The organism is Luteimonas sp. A534 (assembly GCF_054072805.1).
In genome coordinates this window covers 15,906-38,992 of record NZ_JBSVRR010000009.1, presented here as the reverse complement: position 1 = coordinate 38,992, position 23,087 = coordinate 15,906, and the positions used below count along the sequence as shown (strand labels likewise).

Genomic DNA, 23,087 nt, shown 5'->3' with positions numbered 1-23,087 from the left:
GCCGGATAAGAGTCCCTTCCAGTCTGCCAGCTCACCTCTCCTTTTCGGGGCGCTGGATTTGTCGCACTTAGTCTGGCAATTTCTGGCGGCTAACAATTCATTCAAGCCGATGCCGCTTCGCGGCACGGCTTAATTCTGGTGTTAGGCCTCACTGGGGGTGTCTATGAAGGCGACGCTTCGCTTTCTGGCGCCACTGTTACTGGTGTCAGGTTGTGCTCCTTCGCAGGAGAACGAGCACAACGTGCTCAATCTCCGAGACCTTGTGCAAGACGTCGCATCTGAAAGACTGGTGTACACGGAGGGCTGAAAATGCAGTGGATCGGGATCGCGTTTGCTCTTGTTGGCCTTGTTCTACTTCTTTTCGGGTTCGCAAAGAACAATCGGTACATTCTTGTAGTGGCGGGTATTGCACTCTTTCTAGGGGGCGCATTTCCTGACTTTGCCCGCGGATACCTGGACGGCTACAACGGCACGCGCGGCCAGTCTTCGAAGAGCAACTAGTGCTTGGCCACACTCACGAGTCTCAGCAGCGGATCCGCCACTGGGTTCGGACAGCCTGGTCCGCCACGGAGCGATTGCTCATGACTGCAGCGTGCCAGCGGTCAGACTCATCGAGTCGGGCGGCACGTTCAGGGACTTGGACGCATATGAGGATTATTCCGGCATTGGCCAGCGTGGGCTTTCTTGCCCTAGCCGGGTGCGCTGGCAATCAGGCGAGTTCACCCTTGCCATTCTTTCCACAGGTAGCGCCTCCGCCGCCCGGGTTTGAACAGCCTTGGCTCCTTTCCGCCTTCAGTGGAGAGCTCGTAGTCGAAAATGGCTGCGTAAAGCTCCGCTCGCCAGGAGGGTCGCGTGGCACGACTATTCTCTGGTACCAGGGCATAGCGCTGGACCGGGACAGTTCGGGGCTGTTCCTTCGTGTGGATGGCAGTGAGAGAGTCACAAGGTTCAATGTTTTGTCCGAGTTCGGCGGCGGTGATGCGCCGAGTGGATACATTGAGGGTGCATACCCCGAAGTGGCCCGTCGCTGCGGCCCGCCGTATGCTTACGGCTATCCAGCCAACGCTTTTTGAAGCGTCCTGACGCTCATTCAAGCCGACACTGCTTCGGGGGGCTGCCTGTCCCAAGTGTGGCCCACCATGAAACGACTACTCGCTTGGCAGTCAAACGATGCGTGCGAAGCGCATCCACTCGCCAGTGCGCCGGGCGCCGAGCTCGAACGAGTGGGCCGGCTTCCAGCCGAGCCGGGCCTTGGCCAGGTCGTTCGCCACCCATGACCGGTACGCCTCGCGCACGACGCGCCCCTGGTTGGGCGTCTGCACAGCCGGGGCATCGTCGGCGTGCGCGGCGGCACGTCGGCCCTGCATTCGGGACTTGATGACCAGTTTCTGCTCCGGGGTGATCCGGCTGGCGACCAGCTCCTTGGTGCCGCGGATCAGCTTGCCGACCGGTGGGATGGTGCCCAGCTGTGCATGGAAGGCCGGCGAGGCGGCCAGCCGCAGCGCTGCGGTGACGCTGTCGCGCGCACGAGGGCGCTTCGCCCGCCAGTAGGCGTCGATCTCGTCGAGCGAGTGGTCGTGGATGGTCTTCGTGCCCTCGACCATGCCGGCGAAGGTGGTGATGAAATCCCGCCACGTGATGCGGGTGTCGCCGGTGATCAGGAACGCCGAGCCGACTGCATCGTCGCGCTCGAGCGCCGCCATGATCGCTTCACAGACGTCGTCGACATACACCGCATTGCAGGCGCCCCGGCCGCCGTCGATCAGGCTGACGTTCCCGGCGCGTGCGTCCTGGACGATCGGTGTGACGAAGAAGCTGTAGGGGCCGTAGACGATGGTGGGACGGAGGACGACGGTCTCGAGCGCGCCGCGCTTCCCGGCCGCCGTGACCACGGCCTCCCCCGCGGCCTTGGCATCGGAATAGGCCTCGCCCCATCGCCTGATCGGCGCGGTGTCCTCGGTCAGCACCGGCAGCCCCGGCGATGGCCCGTGCACCGCCATCGAACTCACGTGGACCAGGCGGCGGACGCCGGCGCGCGTGCAGGCGTCGACCAGGTGCGCGGTCTGCTTCTTCGTGCTCTTGTCGTCGCCGTGGGCCAGGTTGATGACGGCATCGCACCCCTCCACCGCCCGCGCCAGGCTGTCGGCGTCGAGCATGTCGCCTGCGACCAGCTCGGTGTCCAGGCGGGCAATCCGGACGGCACGCGAGAAGTCGCGGACCAGTGCGCGATACGGGAGCCGGTACTCCAGCGACAGGAGCTCGCACAGGCGCGAGCCGATGAACCCGGTGGCACCGGTGACGAGGATCCTCTTGGGCGTCATGCCGATGCCTCCATCCGCGCAAGCCAGGGCTGCGCCATCGGTGTCCGCAGCGCGTACGCCGTTTCCATGACCGCCAGCGCGTGCAGTGCCGACTCGGCGGTCACGAAGGGTTCGCGCCGCTCGCGCACGGCGCCGATGAAGTCGTCCAGCTGCGCCCGGTAGTGACTGCGCCCGTCCCACTGCGGGGCGCACGCGATCTGCATCTCCATTGGGCCGCGGCGCGTGGTCCGGTGGAGGGTCAGGGTCCGCGGATCCGAGGTCGAGGCCTCGAGCGTGCCGCGCTCGCCGATCACACGGATGCTGCGGCGTAGCCGGTGCGACCAGCTGAACTCCAGGCGTGCCGGCACCGGTCGCCCGCCGATGCGCAGGTCACCGGTCAGCTTCGCGTTGCTCTCGAAGCCGCCCAGCGCATCGTCTTCGTAGGCGATCCCGGTGAGATCACCGAACAGCCAGAGCATCCGGTCGAGGAGGTGCACGCCGGTGTCGAAGAGGACGCCGCCGCCGGTCGCATTGCGGTCGAAGTAGCTGTTGCCCGCCATTGGCCAGTCCAGCGGCGCACCGTCCTCGACGATCACCTCGCGGACTTCCCCGATCTCGCCGTTCTCCACCAGGTCCGCGAGCCACCGGTTGTGCGGAAAGAACCGCATCATGAGCGCGACCGCGAGCACCCGCCCGGTCCTGCGGGCGGCCTCCGCCATCCTGCGGCCGTCGGCGACGGTGATCGCGAGCGGCTTCTCGCACAGCACGTCGATCCCCATCTCCATGAGCTGGATCGCGACGGGGGCGTGGAAGCGCGGCGGGACGGCGACGATGGCGGCGTCGACCTTGCCGGCGAGATCGGCAAGGTCGGTGGTGATCGCTGCATCCACACCGCTCTCGCGCGCGGCCTGGGTGGCGTTGCCGCGATCACGGTCGCAAAGTGCGGTCACCTTGACCCGGCGGTCTCCGGCAATCACCGGCAGATGCGCCGCGCGCGTGATCGCACCGCACCCGACGATGCCCAGCCGCACCGGCTGGCTGGAATGAAAACTCGGCAAAGCCCTTCCCCCTGTTGGCAACAAGGAAGACGGAAATTGGGCCGTCAACCGGCCTTGCGGGTTGCCGGGCAGCGCATGTGAGTGACCATGCCGAAGCGGCGTTGCCGCGAGCACGCGATGCGCCGGGGCTCCCGGCTGATCCCGCCCAGCGTGTATGGTCGGCCAGTCATTCTGCAGGACGGATCCGCATGACACTTCCCGTCGAGGACATCCTCAGTGCCCTGGCGGCGGTGCTGATCGCAGTGGTCACGGTCATGTCGATCCGATCGGGTCGCGTGCTGTGGTATCCGGCACTCATCCAGATCGACCGTCCGGCTCATCGCGCTTTGTTCTGGACGATCATCGTGCTCCAGATCGTGGCGGCGGCGGCGCTGGCATGGCTGGCACTTTCCTGAAGCGCATGCGGATCAATGCCGCGATACTCGTGGTAAGCTCGGCGGGACGCTCGAAAGGAGGTTGAGATGAAGATCTTCGCTTTGTCCCTGCTCGCGCTGGCCGGACTGGCCGCTTGTACGAGCACGAGTTCCCTGGCCGTGGCTGAAGGTGATGGCGCGGGGACCGTCCTGGTGTCCTATGAAACAAGTGACCTGGCCACGCCGGCACTGAGCCTGGCGCAGGCCAACCATCTCGCCACGCGGCGCTGTGAACGCATGGGCTACAGCTACACCGAGCTGGCAGTGAACGTGACGCAGGAATGCGCCTCGACGGAAGGTAACGGGGCGTGTTCCAGCTGGCAGGTCCAGAACGCCTATCAGTGCGCGGGCAACCACGTGGCCACGCCGGAGCTGCCGGCGGCGGCTCCCGCACCCCTGCGCACGGCCCGCAACTTCACGCCCTGACGGGCGCGCCCGGACGCAGCACGGGCTCCGCCAGCCCGGCGCGGCTTCTGCCGGACCGGGTTGTGCCGGTACGAACCAGCCCGCTGTCAGGGGGCGACGCCTCCAGCCGGTCCCTGGCCACCGAAGTGCTCACCGAAGAAATCTCCTTCGTTCCACGTCGGCGGCGCATCGGCGGCGGCGATGCCCTGCGCGATGCGCGCGGACACCCGCGCAAGGCGCGCGGCGTCGTCGTAGTGGATGGGCAGGTCGGGCTGGTCGCAGGGGCGGTGGTAGCAGTTGCGCATGAACCAGGTGGCGGAGACCTTGGGGTCGCGCTCGGGATCGGTGCCTTCGATGCCGCCGTCGAGGTAGAGCGCGGGAATGCCTTCGCGCACGAAGGAGAACTGGTCGCTGCGCACGAACACCGTCTCTTCCGGGAAGGGGTCGGGCGAGACCTTGACGCCGATCTCTCGGGCGGCGGCATCCACCACTGACTTCAAGGTCGAGTGTTCAACGCCGATCGGCACGATGTCGCGACTGGGCGCGGTCAACACCGGCATGTCGATGTTGATGTTGGCGACCAGCGCGCCGGCGGCAATGGTGGGATGGCGCGCGAACCACTGCGAGCCGAGCAGGCCCTGCTCTTCGGCGGTGACGGCGACGAACAGCTGCGAGCGGCGGGGCGCATCTTCCGCCGCGGCCAGTTCGCGCGCGGCCTCGGTCATGATCGCGACGCCCAGGGCGTTGTCGAGCGCGCCGTTGTAGATCGCATCGCCCTCGACTTCAAGGCCGATGCCGACGTGGTCGAGGTGGGCGCTGTGGACCACGTACTCGTCTGCCAACGCGGGATCGCTGCCGCGCAGCAGGCCGACGACGTTGCGGGAGTCCAGCGGCTCCACGTGCGTGTTCACGGCCAGCGACAGCCGCACCGGCATGTCGAAGCCGCGCAGGGTGCCGCTGCGGGCCTGGTCGGCGAGCTGCGCGGCGCTGCGTTCGCCGCCGGCGAACAGGGTGTCGGCAGCGGCGGCGCTCACGCGGGCGACCACCTGCAGTTCGGGCCAGGTATCAATGCCGCGGCCGTCGGGGCCGCGCAGGCGCATGGTGGGGCGATCCCAGGCGGCCGCGCTGCGCGCCCAGGGCGTGCGCACTTCATCGGCGGCGGTGCCGACCAGCACCACGCCCACGGCACCGCGCTCGGCGACGCCGCGCAGCTTTTCGGCCAGCGAGGAGTGGAAGGCGCGGCGGGTGTCGTCGAAGCGTTCCGGCGCGCCGCCGAACATCACCGCGATCTTGCCGCGGAGGTCCAGGCCGGCGAAATCGTCATGGTCCAGCGCCGGCGCGTGCACGGCCTGGCCGACGAACACCGCGGCCGCGTCGACCGCGGCCTCGGCGTGATCGAAGTTGGCCATCGGCAGGAACTGGTGCTGGAACTCGAGGGTGGTGGCGTCGTTGCCCAGCTGCACGCCGAAGCGCGCGCCCTCGGCGGTGATGATGGCGCGCAGCAGGGGCACGCGCTGGAACCAGCCGCCGTCCTCGCCACCGGGCACCAGCCCGGCATCGGCAAAGCGTCCGGCAACGTACTCGGCGGCCAGGTCATGGCCGGGGGTGCCGGTTTCGCGGCCCTGCATGCCGTCGTCGGCCAGCGCGCGCACGTCGTCTTCGATGCGGTTGGCGGCGGGGTCCTGCGAACGCGCGGCGGTGGATGCGGCCGTTGCCCCGGCGTCGGGCGCAGCATCGCGCTGGCAGGCCGCGATGCCCGGAAGCAGGGTGACGGCGGCGGCAAGGGCAAGGGCGGCCGGCGACAGGCGGCGGGAAAAGGGCATGGCGGGGTCCAGCAGTGCGAAGGCGACAAGCCTAGCGTGCGTCGGCCTTGCCGAGGAACGCTTCACCGATGGCGCGGGCGTCGGCATAGGGCTCGGGGGCGTTGCGGTTGCTGAGCAGCACCACGGTCAGCCGCTGCGCGGGCCAGCGCAGGATGACGTTGCGGAAGCCCATGGTTTCGCCGGAATGCCACTGCAGGCCCTCGTCCAGGCGCCAGCCATAGCCGTAGGCCTGCACGTCGTCCTCGCCGGTGGGCGCGGTGCTCTGCGCCGAAAACGCCAGCGCGCGCGAGGCGTCGGACAGCAGGCGGTCGTCATGCAGCGCCGCGTCCCACTTGGCGAGGTCGTCGATCGAGGAATAGATGCCGCCGTCGCCGAGCACGGCGCTGGTGGTGGACTGGTCGGTGCGGCGCCAGCCGTCGCCGTGGGCGCTGTAGCCCCAGGCGCGGGTGTCGACCTGGTTCACGCCGTCGACGAAGGCCACGGTGTGGTCCATGCCCAGCGGCTGGAAGATGCGCGTGCGCAGGAAGTCGGGGTACTGCATGCCCGAGGCCTGTTCGACGACGAGCGAGAGCAGGGCGTAGGCGCTGTTGCTGTAGCGGTAGGCGCTGCCGGGTGCGAAGTAGGGTGCGGCGGGGCCGATCGCGGCTGTAGCCGCGATCCCGTTGCCACACGGTCGCCCGGCCGCCAGCAGGCACAGCACGTCCGCATCGCGCACCTGGCCGCTGAAGTCGGCCGGCATCAGGTCTTCGTAGTCATGCAGGCCCGAGGTGTGGCTGAGCAGGTGGTGCAGGGTCACGCCGTCGGCGCTGGCGGGCAGCGCGGGCAGCCAGCGGCGCACCGGATCGTCCAGGCGCAGGCGGCCGTCCTGCGCCAGCAGCAGCACGGCGGCGGCGGTGAACTGCTTGCTCACCGAGGCCAGGCGGAAGTTGGTGGCGGGCGTGACCGGGGTGCGGGTTTCGACATCGGCCAGGCCCACGCCGCGGCGGACCACGGGCGTGCCGTCGCGCAGCACGAGCAGGGCCGCGCCGGGCACGTCGCCCCTGTAGCGCTGCAGGCGGGCGTCGACTTCGGCCATGGCCTTGTTCTCCGTGGCATCGCTCGCGGCTGCGCTCCCCCAGGGCAGGATCGTCAGCAGCAGGAGGATGGCAGGGCGCACTCGCATGGCCCGAGTCTAGCGCCGATCGCGCGGCGGGAACTCCAGGACCTTGCCGCGCGCCTCATCGGATTCGGGCCGCTGCCACAGCACCGGCACGTCGTCGGGCAGGCGCGCTTCGAACTGGTCGCGCTCGGCCTCGGCGCGCGCGGCGTCGAGGGCGGCCTGCTCCTCTTCCAGCTCCCAGCTGTAGCGCTTGCGCGGTGCGACGGGGTCGAAACGGCGGAACAGCCAGGCCGCCACGATGCCGCCGATCGCGCCACCCAGGTGCGACTGCCAGGACACGCCCGGCTCGCGCGGGAGCACGGTCAGCAGCATGCCGCCGTAGAACATGAAGCCGATCATGGTGGCGGCGATGGCGGCGCGGTCGCGGCGCAGCAGGGCGAGCGCCATCACCAGGAACATCAGGCCGTGGGTGACGCCGCTGGCGCCGAGGTGCCAGGAGCCTGGCGCGCCCAGCAACCAGGCGCCCAGGCCGGAACCCAGCCACATCAGCGGCAGGCCGCGCAGGGTGGCGCGCGGATAGACCCAGCCCGCCAGCGTGCCGAGGAACAGGACGGCCACGCTGTTGGCCACGATGTGTTCGAGCGAACCGTGCAGCAGCGGCGCAGTGAGGATGCCGATCAGCCCGCTGACGCTGCCCGGGGCCACCGAGAACAGCCGCGCGTCAAAACCCGCCTGGGCGATGTACACCACCGCCAGCACCGCCACGAAGAACGCCGAGGCCCCGGCGGCGCGTCGGAAGCGGCGCCAGTCGGCGGCGCGCTGGGCCTTCGAGTCGGGCGGGTGGTCGTGGGTGGGCAGGTGCATGCCCCATGCATGGCGACGGACGCGGCCAACGCAAGGGCCGGGCCTCCCGCCGCGCCTTGGCCGCCGCCGCAAGCCGGTAGAATTGCCGCCATGAACGAAGCCCTGCCCGTGGTCCGCCTGCGCAATGCCTGGCGGTCCAGCCATCCGTGGATTTTCCAGAAGCTGGTCGACAAGCCCAACCCGCGCCCGAAGCCGGGCACCATCGTCGACGTCGTCGGCGTGGACGGCGAGTGGGTCGGCCGCGGCTTCTACAACGGCCATTCGCGGATCGCGGTGCGCATCCTCGAGACGAATCCGAACGTGCCGGTCGACGCCGGCTGGTTCTCCCGCAAGATCGCCGACGCGGTGGCGCTGCGCCGCGACGTGCTGCGCCTGGACGAGGTCTCCGACGCCTGGCGCGTGGTGCACAGCGAAGGCGACGGGCTCAGCGGCCTGGTGGTCGATCGCTACGCCGATTTGCTGGTGCTGGAATACTTCAGCGCCGGCATGTTCCGCCACCGCGAGTGGATCATGGAGGCGCTGCGCGAGCAGTTCCCGGGCTGCCGCTTCCACGCCTTCGCCGACGAGCACGTGCAGAAGCAGGAGAGCTTCGACTTCCACACCACGCGCGGCACCGAGCCCGCGATCATCACCGAGCACGGCATCCGCTTCCGCGCCGACCCCTCGGGCGCGCACAAGACCGGCTTCTTCGCCGACCAGCGCGAGAACCGCGAGTGGCTGAGCCGGCAGGTCGCCGGCAAGCGCGTGCTGGACCTGTGCTGCAACACCGGCGGCTTCGCTGTGTATTCGGCGGTGCGCGGCGCGGCGGACGTGGTGGGCGTGGACATCGATGCCGACGTGATCGAACTCGCCAAGGGCAACGCGAAGTTGAACGGCGTGCGCCCGCGCTTCGTGCAGGCCGACATCTTCCCGTGGCTGCGCGACGCGTCCAACGCGGGCGAGCAGTACGACGTGGTGGTGCTGGACCCGGCCAAGATGACCCGCGACCGCGAGCAGGTGATCCCGGCGCTGAAGAAGTACCTGGACATGAACAAGCTGGCGCTGTCGGTGGTGGCGCCAGGCGGGCTGCTGGCGACATTCTCGTGCACGGGCCTGGTGGCCGAGGACCAGTTCCTGGACATGCTGCGGCGCGCGGCGTTCTTCTCCAACCGCACCGTGCAGGTGCTGAAGGTGTCCGGCGCCGGACCGGACCATCCGTTCATGGCGAACGCGCAGGAGTCGCGCTACCTGAAGGCGGTGTTCTGCCGCGTGCTGGACTGAGGGGCGGCGGCGGCTCCCCGGTGGTAGCTCCTCACCTTTGTGGGAGCGGCTATAGCCGCTCCCACGGGCTGCGGAGGATCGCGGCTGTAGCGGCTCCCACATGGTCGCTGGGGATCGCGGCTGGCCGACAGTCTGCAAGGACGATGACAGTGCGATCGGCGGGCTGGGCCTGGCCACGATCAATGACACCGGCAGCCGTTTCTCGGTGCCGGTGACGCTCTCGGCACGCTGGGACTTCTGAGCGTGCCCGCGTGCCCGCCGGCCGGGTGACTGCCGGCGGGCACGCGCTTTTGAACGCGGCAGGCGTCGCGGATGCGGAAGTGTGATCGCGCCGACGGGGTCGCGGTGGCTGCGACCGCGTTGGCTACACTGGGCGCATGGAAATCCAGACCCTGTTGATCCTCGTGCTGGCGGCGGTGGCGGTGGCCATCGTGCTGCTGGTGGTGCTGCTGTCGCGTCGCCCGGACGCCGCGCTGGGTTCGCTGCGCCGCGAGCTCGAGGAAGCGCTGCGCGCGGAGCAACGCGACGGGCGCGGGGAGCTGCGGCAGCAGCTCGACAGCCTGGGTACGGCGCAGGGGCAGCGTATCGATGGATTCGCCTCACGCCTGACCGAGTTCAGCACGCGTACCGACCAGCGCCTGGACGTGCTGCGCGAAGCGCTTGGCGAAGATGCCCGCAAGGCGCGCAGCGAAGGCGCGGAGGCGCAGCAGCGCTTCGCCGACCAGCTCGGCCAGCGCCTGGGTGAACTCACCCAGCGCAACGAGCAGCGCATCGGCGAGATGCGCACCACGCTCGAGTCGCAGCTCAAGTCCCTGCAGGCCGACAACGCCCAGAAGCTCGAGCAGATGCGCGCCACCGTCGATGAAAAGCTGCAGACCACGCTCAACACGCGCCTGGATGCGTCGTTCAAGCTCGTGTCCGAGCGCCTGGAACAGGTGCAGCGTGGTCTGGGCGAAATGCAGGAGCTGGCCACCGGCGTCGGCGACCTCAAGCGCGTGCTGACCAACGTCAAGGACCGCGGCAGCTGGGGCGAAGTGCAGCTCGAGAACATCCTCGAACAGACCCTGACCATCGAGCAGTACGCCAAGGCCGTGCGCGTCCGCCCGGGCAGCGGCGAGACGGTCGATTTCGCGGTCCGCCTGCCCGGGCGCGGCAGCGAAGACGATCAGGTCTGGCTGCCGATCGATTCCAAGTTCCCGCGCGAGGACTACGAACGCCTGCTGGATGCGCAGGAAAAGGGCGATGTCGAGGCCGTACGCAGCAGCGGCGTGCAGCTCGAGCGCGCGATCCGCGTGCAGGCGAAGTCGATCTGCGAGAAGTACGTCGTGCCGCCGCACACCACAGATTTCGCGGTGATGTTCCTGCCCACCGAGGGTCTCTACGCGGAGACCATCCGCCGCCCCGGACTGGCCGATGCGCTGCAGCGCGAGCACCGCGTGGTCCTGGCGGGACCAACCACGTTCACCGCCTTGCTCAACAGCCTGCAGATGGGCTTCCGCACGCTGGCCATCGAGAAGCGCTCCAGCGAGGTCTGGCAGCTGCTGGCGGCGGTGAAGGGCGAGTTCGGCAAGTTCGCCGGCGTGCTCGAGAAAGCCACCACCCAGCTCGACACCGTGCAGAACAGCATCAAGCAGGCCGGCGTGCGCACGCGTGCGATCGAACGCCAGCTTCGCGGCGTGGAATCGCTGCCGGGCTCTGAAGCGCAGGCGCTGCTTGCGGATGCGTCGAAGGGCCTGCCGGACGATGGCGCGATCGAGCCCACGGGTTGATCCGGCCGTATTTGTGGGAGGCGCTATAGCGGCGATCGCGGCTTTAGCCGCTCCCACAGTCAGGTGCGGGTATCGCTGCGATCAGGGCCCCGCGCCCGGAACGATCGGCATCACGTCGACCGGCACGGTCGGGTTGGCCTCGTCCTCGAGCAGGTAGTCAGGCAGGTCGCTCTGGTCCTCGCGGATGCGGTTGCCGTGGATCTGGTAGTTGCGGCGCTGCATCCAGGCATCGCGCACCAGGGCGTATTCGTCCGCGGCACCTTCGCGCAGGCGGTCGACCGCGAACAGCTGCGTGCGCAGGTCGACCAGCTGCAGGCCCTGCAGGCCGATGCGCACGGTGTCATCGCTGATCTGGCGCGTGGGCGATACCTGGCCGTCGCCGACCAGTCCGAAGACGTCGCGCACGGTGCGCGGCCCGAACAGCGGCAGCTCGACGAAGCGCGAGTTCTCCCAGCCCCACACGCCCAGCGTCTGGCCGAAGTCTTCGCTGCGGTTGGGGATCTTCATGCGCGAGGCCGGATCGAACAGGCCGCCGACGCCGATGGTGACGTTGACCAGGAAGCGGCCCAGCGATTGACCGGCCTGCTTCGGCTGGCCCTGCAGCAGTGCGTTGAGCGCGCTCACCGGCTGGCCGAGGTTGCTGAAGAAGTTGCCCACGCCCAGGCGCACCGGGCGCGGGACGACGGCCACGTAGGCACGCGCCAGCGGTTCGGCGACCGTGCGGTCGATGGCCATGTTGAAACCGTGCACCCGGCGGTTCCAGGGTTCCCAGGGGTCGTGGCTGGCGCCCGGCAGCTGCGCGGGTGCTGGCAGGGTCGGGTCGGCCACGGGGTCGTAGACGTCGCCGCCGTAGATGGCGGCGAAGTCGAGTTCGGCCTGGGTGGGGTCGTAGCCTGGGGTGTCGCTGCCGTCCGCGGGCGTGGCGACAGGATCGAGCCCGTCGGCGGCCGCGTCGGTGGTGTGGTGGTCCATGGCCGCGGCGTCGGCGCCGGCAACGCCTGCAGCCGCCGTCGCATCGTGGATCGCGGCCGGGCCGTGATCGCTGCCGTGGTCGGCGGCAACAGCGGCGTCCGTGTGCTCAAGCGGCGCTTGCGCGCGCGGCGCGGTGCCGGCGCAGCCGACCAGGATCGCGAGGGCCAGTGCGGCGATGGCCGTTCGCAGGCGGGAATGTACTTGGCTGTCCATGCAGATCCTTGGGCCGTCCCGGTGTCAGGACGCGAAGCCGAGCGCCGTATCGAGACGGTACGCGGCGCGGAGGTCGGCCAGGCCCGGAGGCTCGCCGATCACGTCGATGGCGGCGCCACGCGCAGCGACCCCTGCCAGTGAGGACAACAGCGCCAGGCCGGCGCTGTCGATGCGCGTGACCGCGCCGATGTCGATGCGGCGCGCGCCCGCGGCCTGCGGCTGCGCGGCGCGCCACAGCGCGGGCACGGCCGATCGGACGAGGGCGCCGCTGAAGCGCAGCGCCTCGCCGTCGCGGTGTACCGCGGCCTCAGTTGGTGCCGGCATCGGCCTGGATCCGCCCCGCGCCGAGGTCGGCCGCAACGGCGCGGATCGACTTGCGCGACAGCGGCGTGTCGAACTGCTGGCGGAAGGTCTGCACGAATGACACGCCCTCGACCATCACGTCGAACACGCGCCAGCCGTTGGGCGTCTGCCGCATCAGGTAGTCGACCGGGATGGGCTCGCCGCCCGAGCGCAGCATCTCGCTGGACACCTTCACGCCCAGTCCGCGCGGCAGCGGGGTTTCCGACTTCACGCGCACCCGCAGGCGGGTGTTGAAGTCGAGCAGCGAGCTGCCGTAGCGGCTCATCAGGCTGTCGGCCAGCGCATCGGCGAACACCTTCACGTCGGCATCGCTGGCACCGCGGCCGTGGCGGCCGAGCACCTGGCGCGCCGAGTACTCGCGGTCGAACATCTGGTCGAATTCGCTGGCGATGAACGCCTGCAGCTTGCCGCGGTCGGCAGTGAACTCGGCGCGGCGCGATTCCAGCGTGGTCAGCACGCGCTGGCTGTTGTCGAGCACCAGCTTGCTGGGCGACTCGGCCTGCGTACTGGCGGCGGCGGGCTGCGCGGCCTGGGCCTGGGCCGACGCCGCGAACGGCGCGGTGGCGAGCAGGGCCGAAGCCAGCAGCAGGGGAATCAGGGGACGGGTCATGGCGTGGGCTCCGTGGGGGGCGGGGTCTCGTCGGCCGGCATGTCGGGCGCCGGTGTGCCTGCGGCAGCGCCATCTTCGCCGCCGCCGCTGAACATGTACTTGCCGACCATCTGCATCAGGTCGACCGCGGGCTGGGTGTAGACCAGTTCTTCGCCGGGCGCGAACACTTCCATGTCGCCGCCGGGCTGCAGGCCGACGTAGCTTTCGCCCAGCAGGCCGCCGGTCAGGATCTGCGCCGAGGTGTCGATCGGGATCTCGTTGAAGCGCGTGTCGATCGCCAGCGTAACGATGGTGTCGAACTTCACCGGATCAAGGTCGATCGCCGAGACGCTGCCGATCGTCACGCCGCCGATCTTCACCGGCGCGTTGGGACGCAGCTGGCCGAGGTTGGTGAAGCGCGCGGTGAGCTCGTAGCTGTCGCGCGCGAAGCCGAACTTGCCGTTGGTCGATGCGATCGCCAGCACCAGCACGGAGGCCAACGCCAGCACCAGGAACGCTCCAACGGCAAATTCAAGGCGGGGACCACGGGACGTGTTCATTGGGATACCTCGGGAGAGCAGTTTGGCCACGGATTTACGCGGAAGACGCGGATCAAGAGCAAGACAGAACAAAAAGCTCTTTCAGCCACGGATTTACGCGGATCACGCGGATAAGAGCGGGGAAGCGGGGAGCCGATCCGTGTAATTCGCGTCATCTGCGTAAATCCGTGGCCAAAAACGCTCTTCAAGCACATCACCGGAACAGCAGCGCGGACAGGACGAAGTTGAACATCAGGACCAGCAAGGAGGCGTTGACGACGGCGCGGGTGGTGGCGACGGAGGTGCCTTCGATGGTCGGTTCGGCGTGGAAGCCGACGTAGGCCGCCACCAACGCCGCAGTGCCGCCGAAGACGGCCGACTTCAGGAAGGCGACCAGGAAGTCGTCGCGGAAATCGACGACGTCGCGCATGGTCTGCCAGAAGGTGCCGTTGTCGACGCCGAGGATCTGCACGGCCTGGAACCAGCTTGCGGTCAGCGCGAGGCTGACGAAGAACGCGGTCAGCAGCGGCACGCAAAGGACGGCCGCCCAGAAGCGCGGCGCGACCGCCTTGGCGATCGGGTCGATGGCCATCAGGCCCAGCGCCTGGATCTGGTCGGTGGCGCGCATCAACGCCAGCTCGGCCGCGATCGAGGAGCCGGCGCGGCCGATGAAGAGCAGCGCGGTCAGAACCGGCGCCAGTTCTCGGTACAGGCCCAGGCCGATCAGCACGCTGACCTGGTTCGATGCGCCGTAGGTTTCCAGCGCGCGGTAGCCCAGCAACGTCAGCGACAGGCCGACGAAGGCGCCACCGACGGCGATGATCGGCAGGCTGCGCGCGCCGATCTTGTAGATCTCGCGCAGCAGTTCGGTGAAGAAGTCGCGGGTCGGCTTCGAGGCCGCGAACACCGACAGCGAGAACAGGCCGGCGCGGCCGAGCGAGCGGGTGCTGGAGATGAAGGGCATCAATTCGCTTCCGCGGCATTGGCGACGGCGGCCTGCGCCGACGCCGGGTCGAAGGCGATCGGACCGTCGGGCTCGCCGCGCAGGAACTGGCGCAGCAGCGGGTCGTCGCTGGCCTCGAGTTCGGCCGGCGTGCCGGCGAAGACGATGCCGCGGTTGGCGGTCACCAGCACCTGGTCTGCGATCGGCAGTGTTTCGCGCACGTGGTGGCTGACGATGACGCTCGTCAGGCCGAGCGTGGCGTTGAGGCGCGCGATCAGGCTCATGATCACGCCGGACGCGATCGGGTCGAGCCCGGTCAGCGGCTCGTCGTAGAGCATCAGCGGCGGATCAAGCGCCAGCGCACGGGCCAGCGCCACGCGGCGCGCCATGCCGCCCGACAGCTCGCGCGGGTAGAGGTCGGCGGCGGTGCGCAGGCCCACCGCGTGCAGCTTCATCAGCACGAGCTGTTCGATCACCGGCGCCGGCAGCCTGGTGTGCGCGCGCAGCGGCAGCGCCACGTTCTCGCCGGCGGTGAGGTCGGTGAGCAGGCCGTTGCCCTGCAGCAGCACGCCGATGCCCTTGCGCAGCTCGAGCAGCTCGCGATGGCGGCGCGGCACGGGCTGGCCGAAGACTTCGACCGTGCCCGCGGCGGGCGGCAGTTCGCCGGTCAGCGCCGCGAGCAGGGTCGACTTGCCGCTGCCCGAGGGGCCGAGGATCGCGGTGATGCTGCCGCGCGGCACCACCAGGTCGATATCCGACAGGATCGTGCGCGCACCGCGATCCAGGCGCACGCCGGAGAGGCGGACGGCGGGGGCGGTCGTGTCGGTCGCTGTGTGGGGCATGAGGCTGCCGGAGTTCGGGCGGGGCAACGCGACAGCTTCGCTGCGGACTGCTGAATGGCGGCGAAGCGGGGCGGGTCGGCGATTATCGCCGATCGGAGTAAGTGCTGCCTTGGGAGCGACTGGAAGCCCAGCTCTTGTGGGAGCAGCAATGGGCCAGCTCTTGTGGGAACGGCTATAGGCGCGATAGGCGCGAAGTCGCGGCTGTAGCCGCTCCCACAGGAGATGCATTGCGCCGTATCGCCTCATGCGACCGGGCTCCGGCATCATGGCCGCATGACACAGGGGACCGGCGACTTCCGCCTCTACCACTCCAACGCGCTCGACGTGCTGGCGGGATTGTTGGCGGCCGAGTTGCGCGCGCCCGCGCCCGGACAGGGACTGCTGGAGCCCGACGTCATCCTGATCCCGCAGCCCGCGATGCGCCGCTGGCTGCAGGCCACGCTGGCGGACGCGCACGGCGTGGCCGCCAACCTGGAGTTCCTGACGCCGGGTGAGTTCGTGCAGCGCGCGCTGGATGCCAACGTGCCGGGGCGCGGTGACGACCTGGATGCCGCCGCGCTGCGCTGGCGCATCCACGCGGCGCTTTCGGATCCGGCGGTGCTGCGCGATCGCGCGCTGCAGCCCATGCGCGCGTACCTGGAATCCGCGCCGGACCCGCTGAAGGCCTGGTCGCTGGCCGGCGAGCTTGCGCAGGCCTTCGAGAAGTACAAGGCCTGGCGCCGCGAATGGCTGCTGGCCTGGGAGGCCGGCGAGGCGCCACGTGATCCACAGGCCGCGCTGTGGCGTCGCGTGGCGGGCGGCACCGATCACCGAGCGCGCCGCATCGATGCCCATCTGCGCCGCTTCGCCGATGTCGATGCACCGTTGCCCACCGGCCTGCCGAAGCGCCTGTTCGCCTTCGCCATCCTCAACGTGTCGCCGGACGTGCTGCGTGTGATCGCCATCCAAGCGCGCGTCGGCACGCTGCATCTGTACGTGCCCTCGCCCAGCCGCGACTACTGGGGCGACCTGCAGCGCGTGCGCGGGGGCGATCCGGATGCGGCGGCCGGCGAGAACCCGCTGCTGCGCGCCTGGGGCGCGGCCGGACGCGACTTCATGGCGGTGCTGGGCAACTACGAAGTGGTGCACCCGGACATCGAGTTCCGCGGCGATGCCGATCCGGGCGAGGGCGGCGCCCAGCTGCAGGGCAGCCTGCTGCGGCGCCTGCAGTCGGACCTGTTCCACCGCCGGCCGTCACCGCTGCTCGTGCCAACCGCGGATGACCCACGCACACGCCTGCCGGCGCTGCGCCGCGACGACCCGAGCCTGCAGGTGCACGCCTGCCACACCCGCCTGCGCGAGCTGCAGGTGCTGCACGACCAGCTGCGCGCGCTGTTCGAAGACCCGCGCTTCGACCCGCCGCTCGAGCCGCGCGACGTCGCGGTGCTGGCGCCGGACATCGATCCCTACCTGCCCTATCTCGACGCCGTGTTCGGCGGCCGCGGCCGCGCCGATGCCGGCTTCAATCAGGCGATCCCCTATGCCGTCGCCGACGCCAGCCCGCTGGCCGGCGAGCCGCTGGCCGAAGTGTTCCTGCGTCTGCTCGCGCTGCCGGTGTCGCGCTTCGGCCTGGTGGAAACGCTGGACCTGCTCGCCAGCCCGCCGCTCGCCGAAGCCGCCGCGCTCGATGCCGCCGCCTTTGCGCGCCTGCACGCCTGGCTGCACGCCGCCGGCGCGCGCTGGGGCCTGGACGCCGCGCACCGCGCGCGCCTGGATGCACCGGCCGACGACGCCTACACGTGGGCCTTCGCGCTCGACCGCCTGCTGCTCGGCCACGCCAGCGGCAGCGATGCGCCGATCACCACCGCCAGCGGCCAGGTCATCGCGCCGATGCCGGAGCTGGAAGGCAGCGCACTGGACGCACTCGACACCCTGGTGCGATTGCTGCGCGTGCTCGCCCGCCACGCCCGCGTGCTCGACGAAGCACTGCCGCCCGACGGCTGGCGCGAGCGCCTGCTTGGCCTGCTCGAAGCGCTGCTGCCGAAGCCGCCGTCGTCCCCGGCGTCACGTCGCGCGCTCGACCGCCTGCGCACCCTGATCGACGACTTCGCCGCCGATGCGCGCCGCGCCGGCGTCGCCACGCCCGTTCCCGCCGAAGTCGTGCGCGCGCAGTTCGGCGCCGCGCTGTCGGAAGCCGACACCCGCGCGCCGCTGCTCACCGGCGGCGTCAGCATCGGCCGCATGGTGCCGATGCGCCTGCTGCCGTTCCGCGCGATCTGCCTGCTGGGCATGGACGACGGCGAGTTCCCGCGTCGCGATCCCGCGGGCGGCCTCGACCGCCTCACCGCGGATCTCGCCAGCGGACAACGCCGCCAGGGCGACCGCTCCACGCGCGACGACGACCGCTTCCTGTTCCTGCAGCTGTTCGCCGCCGCGCAGGACGTGTTCTACGTCAGCTACCAGGGCGCCGACCCGCGCGACGGCAGCGCGCGCGAGCCGTCGGTGCTGGTGGCGGATCTGCTGGCGGCCGCCGATGCGCAGCACGTGCCGGATGCGAAGGCGGGCGCGGCGTTGGTGGTGCGGCACACGCTGCAGCCGTTCGCGCCCGCGGCGTTTGGTAGCGAGGACGAGCCGAGGCGCTTCTCGTACCACGCGCAGTGGTGGCCAGCCGCCGCGCAGCCCGCGCAGAAGCGCGTGCCGCTGCCGGCGTGGTTTGGGGATGAGGCGCTGGTGGCGGTGGGCAGCGACAGCGTGGACGATGTTGGCGACGGCGCCATCGGCAGTGACGGAAACGCAGACGGCGGAACGGATCGCACCACGCCGCCGTTTGGCAGCGAGCCGGAAGCCACGCTGTCGCTCGACGAACTGCGCCGTTTCCTGCAAGCGCCCGCGGAGGTGTTCCTGAAGCAGCGGCTCGGCCTGCGGCTGGCCGAAGTGGAGGCGATCGACGAGGACGTCGAGCCTTTGCTGGCACCGGGTCGCGGGTTCGCGCGCCAGCTGCTGCAGAAGGCGGTGTTCGACGCGGTGCTGCGCGGTGATGACGACGCATCGACCCACGCCCTGCTGCGCGCGCGCGGGCTGCTGCCGTCCGGTCCGCTGGGCCGGCGCACGCTGGAAGATGTGCGCGGGCAGGTGGATGCCTATGCCGCCGCATTCGGCGACTGGCGCGGCGCGGCCGACGCCGATGCCCCGCGGCTCGAAGTCTTGATCGATGGCGTCACGCTGCAGGGCAGCGCCGGAGCTGCTGGCGGTGCGGGCGACTCGGGCAGCCTGACCCTGCGCGGCCGCGTCGCCGACGCCTACCCACAGGGCATCGCGCGTGTCCGCTTCGATCCGCCCGCCGGGCAGTCCGCCATCCGCAATGGCCTCGACTGGCTGCTGGCGAGCGCGGCCGGACGAGATGCGCCGCTGATCGAATTCCATGACGGAGGTGAGCTCGGCGTCGGCCCACACGTGCGCGCACCGCTCGATCCCGACGAGGCGCGCAACGTCCTGCGCACGCTCATCGATCTGCGCACGAAAGGCCTGCGCCGCCCGCTGCCGTTCGCGCCCTACAGCGGCTGGGAGCTGTACCGCGCCGGCAATCTCGAACGCGGCCTGGACCTGGCGGCCAAGCGCTGGCACGGCAGCGACCGCAGCTGGGGCGAAGGCACCGGCGAGGCGCTGCGTCTCGCGCTGCGCGGCCGCGATCCGTTCACCGATGAGGCCACGCAAGTCGCGTTCGTGGACCTGGCGATGGCGATCTACTCCGCGGTGGCGACCGGCGAGGTCTACGCCGGCACCGACCTGGGCGCGCTGCGCGACATCGCCGCCAAGCTCGACCTGGAGGACGCGGAATGACGGGCACCGCTACTGGGCAGGACAAGGCGATCAACGCGGGCGGTGCGGACGACGCGCGCCACGCGATCCCCGCGTCCGCCCGCGATCCCTACCTGGACCTCGCGCTCGAAGGCGTGCACGCCATCGAAGCCTCCGCCGGCACCGGCAAGACCTTCACCCTGGCCACGCTTGTCGTGCGCCTGGTGGTGGAGCGCGGCCTGCGCGTGGGCCAAGTGCTCGCCGTCACCTTCACCGAAGCCGCCACCCAGGAGCTGCGCAGCCGCATCCGCGCGCGCCTGCTGCTGGCCGAGCAGCTGGTCGGCGCCGCGCCGGCAGCCGACGTTTCGCCCGAAGCCACGCTCACCCACGCCGTGCTCGACGCCCACCTCGCGCGCGGCAGCGAATCCGCCGATGCCCTGCGCCGCCGCCTGCACGCGGCCGCCAACGACATCGACCTCGCGGCCATCTTCACCATCCACGGCTTCTGCGCGCGCGTGCTGCGCGAGCACGCGCTGGAAGTCGGCCAGGCCTTCGATGCGCCGGAGCTGCTCACCAGCGACACACCGCTGTACGAGGCCATCGCCGCCGACCTCTGGCGTTCGCACGGCAGCACTGCGGACGCCGCCGACGACCTGCTCGCGCTGTGGCCCGGCGGCCCGCAGGCGCTGGCCGGCGATCTGCCGCCGCTGGTGCGCGAACCCGTGCTGCGCCCCGCGCTGGCGGATCTTCCCGATGATCCCGCGCCGCGCCTGCATGCCACCGGCGACGCGCTGGCGCACGCCTTCCGCGCCCACGGCGACGACTTCCGCGCCGCGCTGGTGTCCGCCGTGGAAGGCAAGGTGTTGCACGGCGGCAGCTACAAGGCCGCCTGGATCGCCGAGCTGTTCGATGCCCTGCACCAGTGGTGCCATGCCGGGGAGCGCGACGCGCCGTTCGAACATTCCAAGCTCCCGCAGCTGACGCGCGACACTCTGCTGCTGCGCACCAGCAAGGCCGGCGCCGGCCGCACGCCGGACTCGCCGGTCTGCGATGCCGTCCCCGCCTACCTCGACGCCCTCACCGCGATGGCCGAGTGGAAAGATGCGCGCCGTGTCGAACTGCTGCACCGCCTGCGCGATGACGCGCGCTTGCGCGTGGCCCGCGCCAAGCAGCAGCAACGCGTGCAGACCTACGACGACCTGATCGACCGCGTCGCCGACGCCACCGACGGGCCCGAGGCCGCCGCGCTGACGGCCAAGCTGCGCACGCAGTACGCCGTGGCGCTCGTCGACGAGTTCCAGGACACCGACGCCCGCCAGTGGCGCATCTTCGACCGCGTGTTCGGCGCCGCCAGCGTTGCGCCCGCGCTGTACGTGATCGGTGACCCCAAGCAGGCGATCTACGGCTTCCGCGGTGGCGACGTGGAAACCTACCTGGCCGCGCGTGCGACCGCCGCCGAGGCGCCGCCGCTGGCGCTGAACTTCCGTTCGCGGCCGGCGGTGCTGCGTGCGGTGTCCGCGCTGTACGCACAGGCACAGGCGGCGGCCGACGCCGATACCGGAAGCGACCCGAGCAAGAAGATCCCGCCGCCCTTCATCGACGGCCGCATCGAGTTCAAGGAAGTCCTTCCCGGCGGCGTGCGCGACGACGCCGATTTCCTGCGGCACGGCACCGTCGCCCCCGCACTCACCCTGTGGCGCGCGCCAACACCGGAGCCCGACGCCAAGGGCAAGCTGAAGCCCCACAGCGCCGGCCGCTCGCGCGAACTCGCAACGCAAGCCTGCGTCGCCGCCATCCACCGCGTGCTGACCGATGCGCGCGACGGCCACGCCAGCATCGAAGGCCGGCCCGTGCAGCCCGGCGACATCGCCGTGCTGGTGCGCTCGCACAACGAAGCCACGCGCATCCGCCACGCGCTGGCGATGGCCGGCATCCCCGCGGTCGCCGCCGGCAAGCAGAGCCTGTTCGCCACGCCCGAGGCGCGCGACCTGCACGCACTGCTGCTCGCCCTGCTGCACGGCGCCGACGACGGCCGCCTGCGCATGGCGCTGTCCACGGTGCTGGTGGGCCTGGACGCCACCGCGATCGCCGCGCTGGATGAAGACGGCGAAGCGCTGCGCGCCTGGCAGCTCACCGCGCTCGCCTGGCGCGACCGCCTGCAGCGCGGCGGCCCGCTCGCGCTGATCAACGAACTCTGCGCCGAACATGCCGGCCGCCTGCTCGGCCTGCTCGACGGCGAGCGCCGCCTCACCAACTATCTTCAGCTGGCCGAGCTGCTGCAGGACGCGCAGGCGCGCGCGCTCGGCCTGCACGGCCTGGTCGACTGGCTGGCGAATGCCATTGCCGACGCCAATGCCAACGATGAGAGCCAGCTGCTGCGACTGGAGTCCGACGCAAAGCGCGTGCAGGTGGTCACCCTGCACAAGAGCAAGGGCCTGGAGTACCCGCTGGTGTTCATGCCCTTCGCGGCCATCGGCGCGCCCACGCGCAGTCCCGGGCAGCGCGCCGTGGTGAACGGCGAGGGCGGCCGCGCGCTGCATTGGAAGCTGCTGCCGTCGCGCTCCGGCTGGGAAGCGGCGAAGGACGCGTGGACCCTCGCCCAGCGCGCCGAAGACGCACGCCTGCTGTACGTCGGCCTCACCCGCGCGCGCCACGCGCTGTGGCTGGCCAGCGGGATGTTCAGCAACCACGACAAGTCGCCGCTGCTGCATATGGTGGCGAAGCCCGATGCGCTGGCCGCGACACTCGGCGCCACGGTCGCCATCGACGACAGCATTCCGCCCGCCACGCTGCCGTGGCTCGCGCCGCAATCCACCGACACCGTGCCGCCCGCGCGCATCGCCACGCGTTCGCTTGCCAGCGACTGGTGGGTCTACAGCTTCACCCAGCTCGCCAACGCCGAAGGCCAGGGCGATGCCTCCGCCAGCGCCACCCAGCCCGCACCCGGCGGCCAGGACGAGCCCGCAGCGGACGCCGATGTCGAGCTTGCGTCGGGTGCCGACCCGGCCGACGCCGACGTCTTCGACCCGCGCTTCGCCGGCACCCGCTTCGGCGTGGTGCTGCACGACGTGCTGGAACACACCGACTTCGCCCGCTGGGCCGCGTGGACGCCCGGCGCGCCCGCGCCCGGCCCCGACGACGCCAAGCTGATCGCCGACCGCCTGCGCGCCGGCGGCTACCCGGCCGAGGACATCGACGACGGCATCGGCGTGCTCACCCCGCTCATCGGCCACACCCTCACCGTGGCCCTGCCCGAAGGCGTACGCCTGGCCGACGTGCCCGCGGACCGGCGCCGCCCCGAGATCGAATTCCAGTTCGCGCTCGCGCCCACCCGCGTCGACGCGCTGCTCGCGCTGCTGCACCGCCACGGCCTGCTCACCGCGCGCCAGGGCTTCGGCGCGCGCCGCCGACTGGAAGGCCTGATGACCGGCCTGATCGACCTCACCTACGTGCACGACGGCCGCTGGTACGTGCTCGACTACAAATCCAACCGCCTGCCCGGCTACGGCCCCGCGCAGCTGGATGACGCCATGGCGCACAGCGAGTACGACCTGCAGGCGCTGATCTACACGCTGGCCCTGCACCGCTGGCTTCGCTTCCGCCTGGGTGACAAGTACGACTACGCGCGCGACTTCGGCGGCGTGCGCTACGTGTTCTGTCGCGGCCTGGATGCCACCCGCACGGATGCGCAGGGCGTGCAGGCGTGGCGGTTCATGCCAGGGCTGGTCGACGAACTCGATGCGCTGTTTGCTGGCGATGCCAAGGAAGCTGCGGCATGACGACGCTTCCGCTCTTCCCGGAGGGCCTGCCCGCCGACGCGACAGCCAGCGCCGCTGACGGCTGCGATCCGCTGCCGCC

At 70.5% G+C, this 23,087-nt stretch carries 18 protein-coding genes; 7 read left to right on the top strand and 11 right to left on the bottom strand.

All coding sequences use genetic code 11. The annotated features are described in order from the left end of the window. Window positions 1–1,163: 1,163 nt before the first annotated feature. The gene (locus ACW5F0_RS14395; protein ID WP_457000002.1) at window positions 1,164–2,321 is read right to left on the bottom strand and encodes an NAD-dependent epimerase/dehydratase family protein; all 1,158 of its coding nucleotides are present in this window, start codon (window positions 2,319–2,321) and stop codon (window positions 1,164–1,166) included. Then, window positions 2,318–3,472 (bottom strand): Gfo/Idh/MocA family protein, encoded by a 1,155-nt coding sequence (locus ACW5F0_RS14390; protein WP_457000001.1) that lies wholly within the window; start codon window positions 3,470–3,472, stop codon window positions 2,318–2,320. The genes ACW5F0_RS14395 and ACW5F0_RS14390 overlap by 4 nt, the downstream gene beginning before the upstream one ends. 74 nt (window positions 3,473–3,546) lie before the next feature. Here ACW5F0_RS14390 and ACW5F0_RS14385 point away from each other — a divergent pair, with 74 nt between their 5' ends. Together ACW5F0_RS14385 and yecR are read left to right on the top strand one after the other, a co-directional pair. Further along, window positions 3,547–3,753, top strand: coding sequence for a hypothetical protein (locus ACW5F0_RS14385; protein WP_457000000.1), 207 nt, complete (start codon window positions 3,547–3,549; stop codon window positions 3,751–3,753). A gap of 66 nt (window positions 3,754–3,819) precedes the next feature. After that, window positions 3,820–4,197, top strand: a complete 378-nt coding sequence (gene yecR, locus ACW5F0_RS14380; RefSeq protein WP_456999999.1) for a YecR family lipoprotein — start codon at window positions 3,820–3,822, stop codon at window positions 4,195–4,197. A gap of 86 nt (window positions 4,198–4,283) precedes the next feature. Here the strand turns inward: yecR and ACW5F0_RS14375 are convergent, their stop codons facing one another. The 3 genes from ACW5F0_RS14375 to ACW5F0_RS14365 are packed head-to-tail and all read right to left on the bottom strand — an operon-like array spanning window position 4,284 to window position 7,962. Further along, window positions 4,284–5,999: a M28 family peptidase gene (locus ACW5F0_RS14375; RefSeq protein WP_456999998.1), complete on the bottom strand. Its 1,716-nt coding sequence runs from the start codon at window positions 5,997–5,999 to the stop codon at window positions 4,284–4,286. A 31-nt stretch (window positions 6,000–6,030) separates the two neighbouring features. Next, window positions 6,031–7,155, bottom strand: coding sequence for a serine hydrolase domain-containing protein (locus ACW5F0_RS14370; RefSeq protein ID WP_457000004.1), 1,125 nt, complete (start codon window positions 7,153–7,155; stop codon window positions 6,031–6,033). Between the two features lie 15 nt (window positions 7,156–7,170). Continuing rightward, the gene (locus tag ACW5F0_RS14365; RefSeq protein WP_456999997.1) at window positions 7,171–7,962 is read right to left on the bottom strand and encodes a rhomboid family intramembrane serine protease; all 792 of its coding nucleotides are present in this window, start codon (window positions 7,960–7,962) and stop codon (window positions 7,171–7,173) included. Window positions 7,963–8,052: 90 nt separating this feature from the next. Between ACW5F0_RS14365 and ACW5F0_RS14360 the strand changes: the two genes are divergently transcribed. The 3 genes from ACW5F0_RS14360 to rmuC all read left to right on the top strand — a co-directional run bounded on the left by ACW5F0_RS14360 (window position 8,053) and on the right by rmuC (window position 10,991). Next, window positions 8,053–9,222, top strand: a complete 1,170-nt coding sequence (locus tag ACW5F0_RS14360) for a class I SAM-dependent rRNA methyltransferase (RefSeq protein ID WP_456966233.1) — start codon at window positions 8,053–8,055, stop codon at window positions 9,220–9,222. Window positions 9,223–9,322: 100 nt separating this feature from the next. After that, complete coding sequence (locus tag ACW5F0_RS14355) at window positions 9,323–9,463, top strand: hypothetical protein (RefSeq protein WP_456966232.1); 141 nt, start codon at window positions 9,323–9,325, stop codon at window positions 9,461–9,463. 136 nt (window positions 9,464–9,599) lie between these two features. Then, window positions 9,600–10,991 carry a DNA recombination protein RmuC gene (gene rmuC, locus ACW5F0_RS14350; RefSeq protein ID WP_456999996.1) on the top strand — a complete coding sequence of 464 codons (1,392 nt, stop codon included), beginning with the start codon at window positions 9,600–9,602 and terminating at the stop codon, window positions 10,989–10,991. Window positions 10,992–11,072: 81 nt separating this feature from the next. Here the strand turns inward: rmuC and ACW5F0_RS14345 are convergent, their stop codons facing one another. The 6 genes from ACW5F0_RS14345 to ACW5F0_RS14320 all read right to left on the bottom strand — a co-directional run bounded on the left by ACW5F0_RS14345 (window position 11,073) and on the right by ACW5F0_RS14320 (window position 15,452). Continuing rightward, a complete protein-coding gene (locus ACW5F0_RS14345; protein WP_456966230.1) occupies window positions 11,073–12,176 on the bottom strand; it encodes an MlaA family lipoprotein in 1,104 nt (367 codons plus the stop codon). Window positions 12,177–12,200: 24 nt separating this feature from the next. Further along, window positions 12,201–12,500, bottom strand: a complete 300-nt coding sequence (locus ACW5F0_RS14340) for an STAS domain-containing protein (RefSeq protein WP_456966229.1) — start codon at window positions 12,498–12,500, stop codon at window positions 12,201–12,203. Beyond that, window positions 12,484–13,149, bottom strand: a complete 666-nt coding sequence (locus ACW5F0_RS14335; protein WP_456966228.1) for an MlaC/ttg2D family ABC transporter substrate-binding protein — start codon at window positions 13,147–13,149, stop codon at window positions 12,484–12,486. Before ACW5F0_RS14335 ends, ACW5F0_RS14340 begins: the two co-directional genes overlap by 17 nt. After that, window positions 13,146–13,688: an outer membrane lipid asymmetry maintenance protein MlaD gene (mlaD, locus tag ACW5F0_RS14330; RefSeq protein WP_456966227.1), complete on the bottom strand. Its 543-nt coding sequence runs from the start codon at window positions 13,686–13,688 to the stop codon at window positions 13,146–13,148. Before mlaD ends, ACW5F0_RS14335 begins: the two co-directional genes overlap by 4 nt. Window positions 13,689–13,881: 193 nt before the next feature. Further along, the gene (locus tag ACW5F0_RS14325; RefSeq protein WP_456999995.1) at window positions 13,882–14,631 is read right to left on the bottom strand and encodes an MlaE family lipid ABC transporter permease subunit; all 750 of its coding nucleotides are present in this window, start codon (window positions 14,629–14,631) and stop codon (window positions 13,882–13,884) included. Beyond that, the gene (locus ACW5F0_RS14320; protein ID WP_456966225.1) at window positions 14,631–15,452 is read right to left on the bottom strand and encodes an ABC transporter ATP-binding protein; all 822 of its coding nucleotides are present in this window, start codon (window positions 15,450–15,452) and stop codon (window positions 14,631–14,633) included. The genes ACW5F0_RS14325 and ACW5F0_RS14320 overlap by 1 nt, the downstream gene beginning before the upstream one ends. A 273-nt stretch (window positions 15,453–15,725) precedes the next feature. Between ACW5F0_RS14320 and recC the strand changes: the two genes are divergently transcribed. Continuing rightward, a complete protein-coding gene (gene recC / locus ACW5F0_RS14315; RefSeq protein WP_456999994.1) occupies window positions 15,726–19,271 on the top strand; it encodes an exodeoxyribonuclease V subunit gamma in 3,546 nt (1,181 codons plus the stop codon). Beyond that, window positions 19,268–23,008, top strand: a complete 3,741-nt coding sequence (locus ACW5F0_RS14310) for a UvrD-helicase domain-containing protein (protein WP_456999993.1) — start codon at window positions 19,268–19,270, stop codon at window positions 23,006–23,008. The genes recC and ACW5F0_RS14310 overlap by 4 nt, the downstream gene beginning before the upstream one ends. The last annotated feature ends 79 nt before the right edge of the window (window positions 23,009–23,087 follow it).

Excerpts from the sequence above, each read along its gene's own strand:
- ACW5F0_RS14395 (WP_457000002.1), bottom strand. The coding sequence starts at position 2,321 with ATGACGCCCAAGAGGATCCTCGTCACCGGTGCCACCGGGTTCATCGGC.
- ACW5F0_RS14385 (WP_457000000.1), top strand. The coding sequence starts at position 3,547 with ATGACACTTCCCGTCGAGGACATCCTCAGTGCCCTGGCGGCGGTGCTG.
- yecR (WP_456999999.1), top strand. The coding sequence starts at position 3,820 with ATGAAGATCTTCGCTTTGTCCCTGCTCGCGCTGGCCGGACTGGCCGCT.
- ACW5F0_RS14375 (WP_456999998.1), bottom strand. The coding sequence starts at position 5,999 with ATGCCCTTTTCCCGCCGCCTGTCGCCGGCCGCCCTTGCCCTTGCCGCC.
- ACW5F0_RS14365 (WP_456999997.1), bottom strand. The coding sequence starts at position 7,962 with ATGCACCTGCCCACCCACGACCACCCGCCCGACTCGAAGGCCCAGCGC.
- ACW5F0_RS14360 (WP_456966233.1), top strand. The coding sequence starts at position 8,053 with ATGAACGAAGCCCTGCCCGTGGTCCGCCTGCGCAATGCCTGGCGGTCC.
- ACW5F0_RS14355 (WP_456966232.1), top strand. The coding sequence starts at position 9,323 with ATGGTCGCTGGGGATCGCGGCTGGCCGACAGTCTGCAAGGACGATGAC.
- rmuC (WP_456999996.1), top strand. The coding sequence starts at position 9,600 with ATGGAAATCCAGACCCTGTTGATCCTCGTGCTGGCGGCGGTGGCGGTG.
- ACW5F0_RS14345 (WP_456966230.1), bottom strand. The coding sequence starts at position 12,176 with ATGGACAGCCAAGTACATTCCCGCCTGCGAACGGCCATCGCCGCACTG.
- ACW5F0_RS14340 (WP_456966229.1), bottom strand. The coding sequence starts at position 12,500 with ATGCCGGCACCAACTGAGGCCGCGGTACACCGCGACGGCGAGGCGCTG.
- ACW5F0_RS14335 (WP_456966228.1), bottom strand. The coding sequence starts at position 13,149 with ATGACCCGTCCCCTGATTCCCCTGCTGCTGGCTTCGGCCCTGCTCGCC.
- mlaD (WP_456966227.1), bottom strand. The coding sequence starts at position 13,688 with ATGAACACGTCCCGTGGTCCCCGCCTTGAATTTGCCGTTGGAGCGTTC.
- ACW5F0_RS14325 (WP_456999995.1), bottom strand. The coding sequence starts at position 14,631 with ATGCCCTTCATCTCCAGCACCCGCTCGCTCGGCCGCGCCGGCCTGTTC.
- ACW5F0_RS14320 (WP_456966225.1), bottom strand. The coding sequence starts at position 15,452 with ATGCCCCACACAGCGACCGACACGACCGCCCCCGCCGTCCGCCTCTCC.
- recC (WP_456999994.1), top strand. The coding sequence starts at position 15,726 with ATGACACAGGGGACCGGCGACTTCCGCCTCTACCACTCCAACGCGCTC.
- ACW5F0_RS14310 (WP_456999993.1), top strand. The coding sequence starts at position 19,268 with ATGACGGGCACCGCTACTGGGCAGGACAAGGCGATCAACGCGGGCGGT.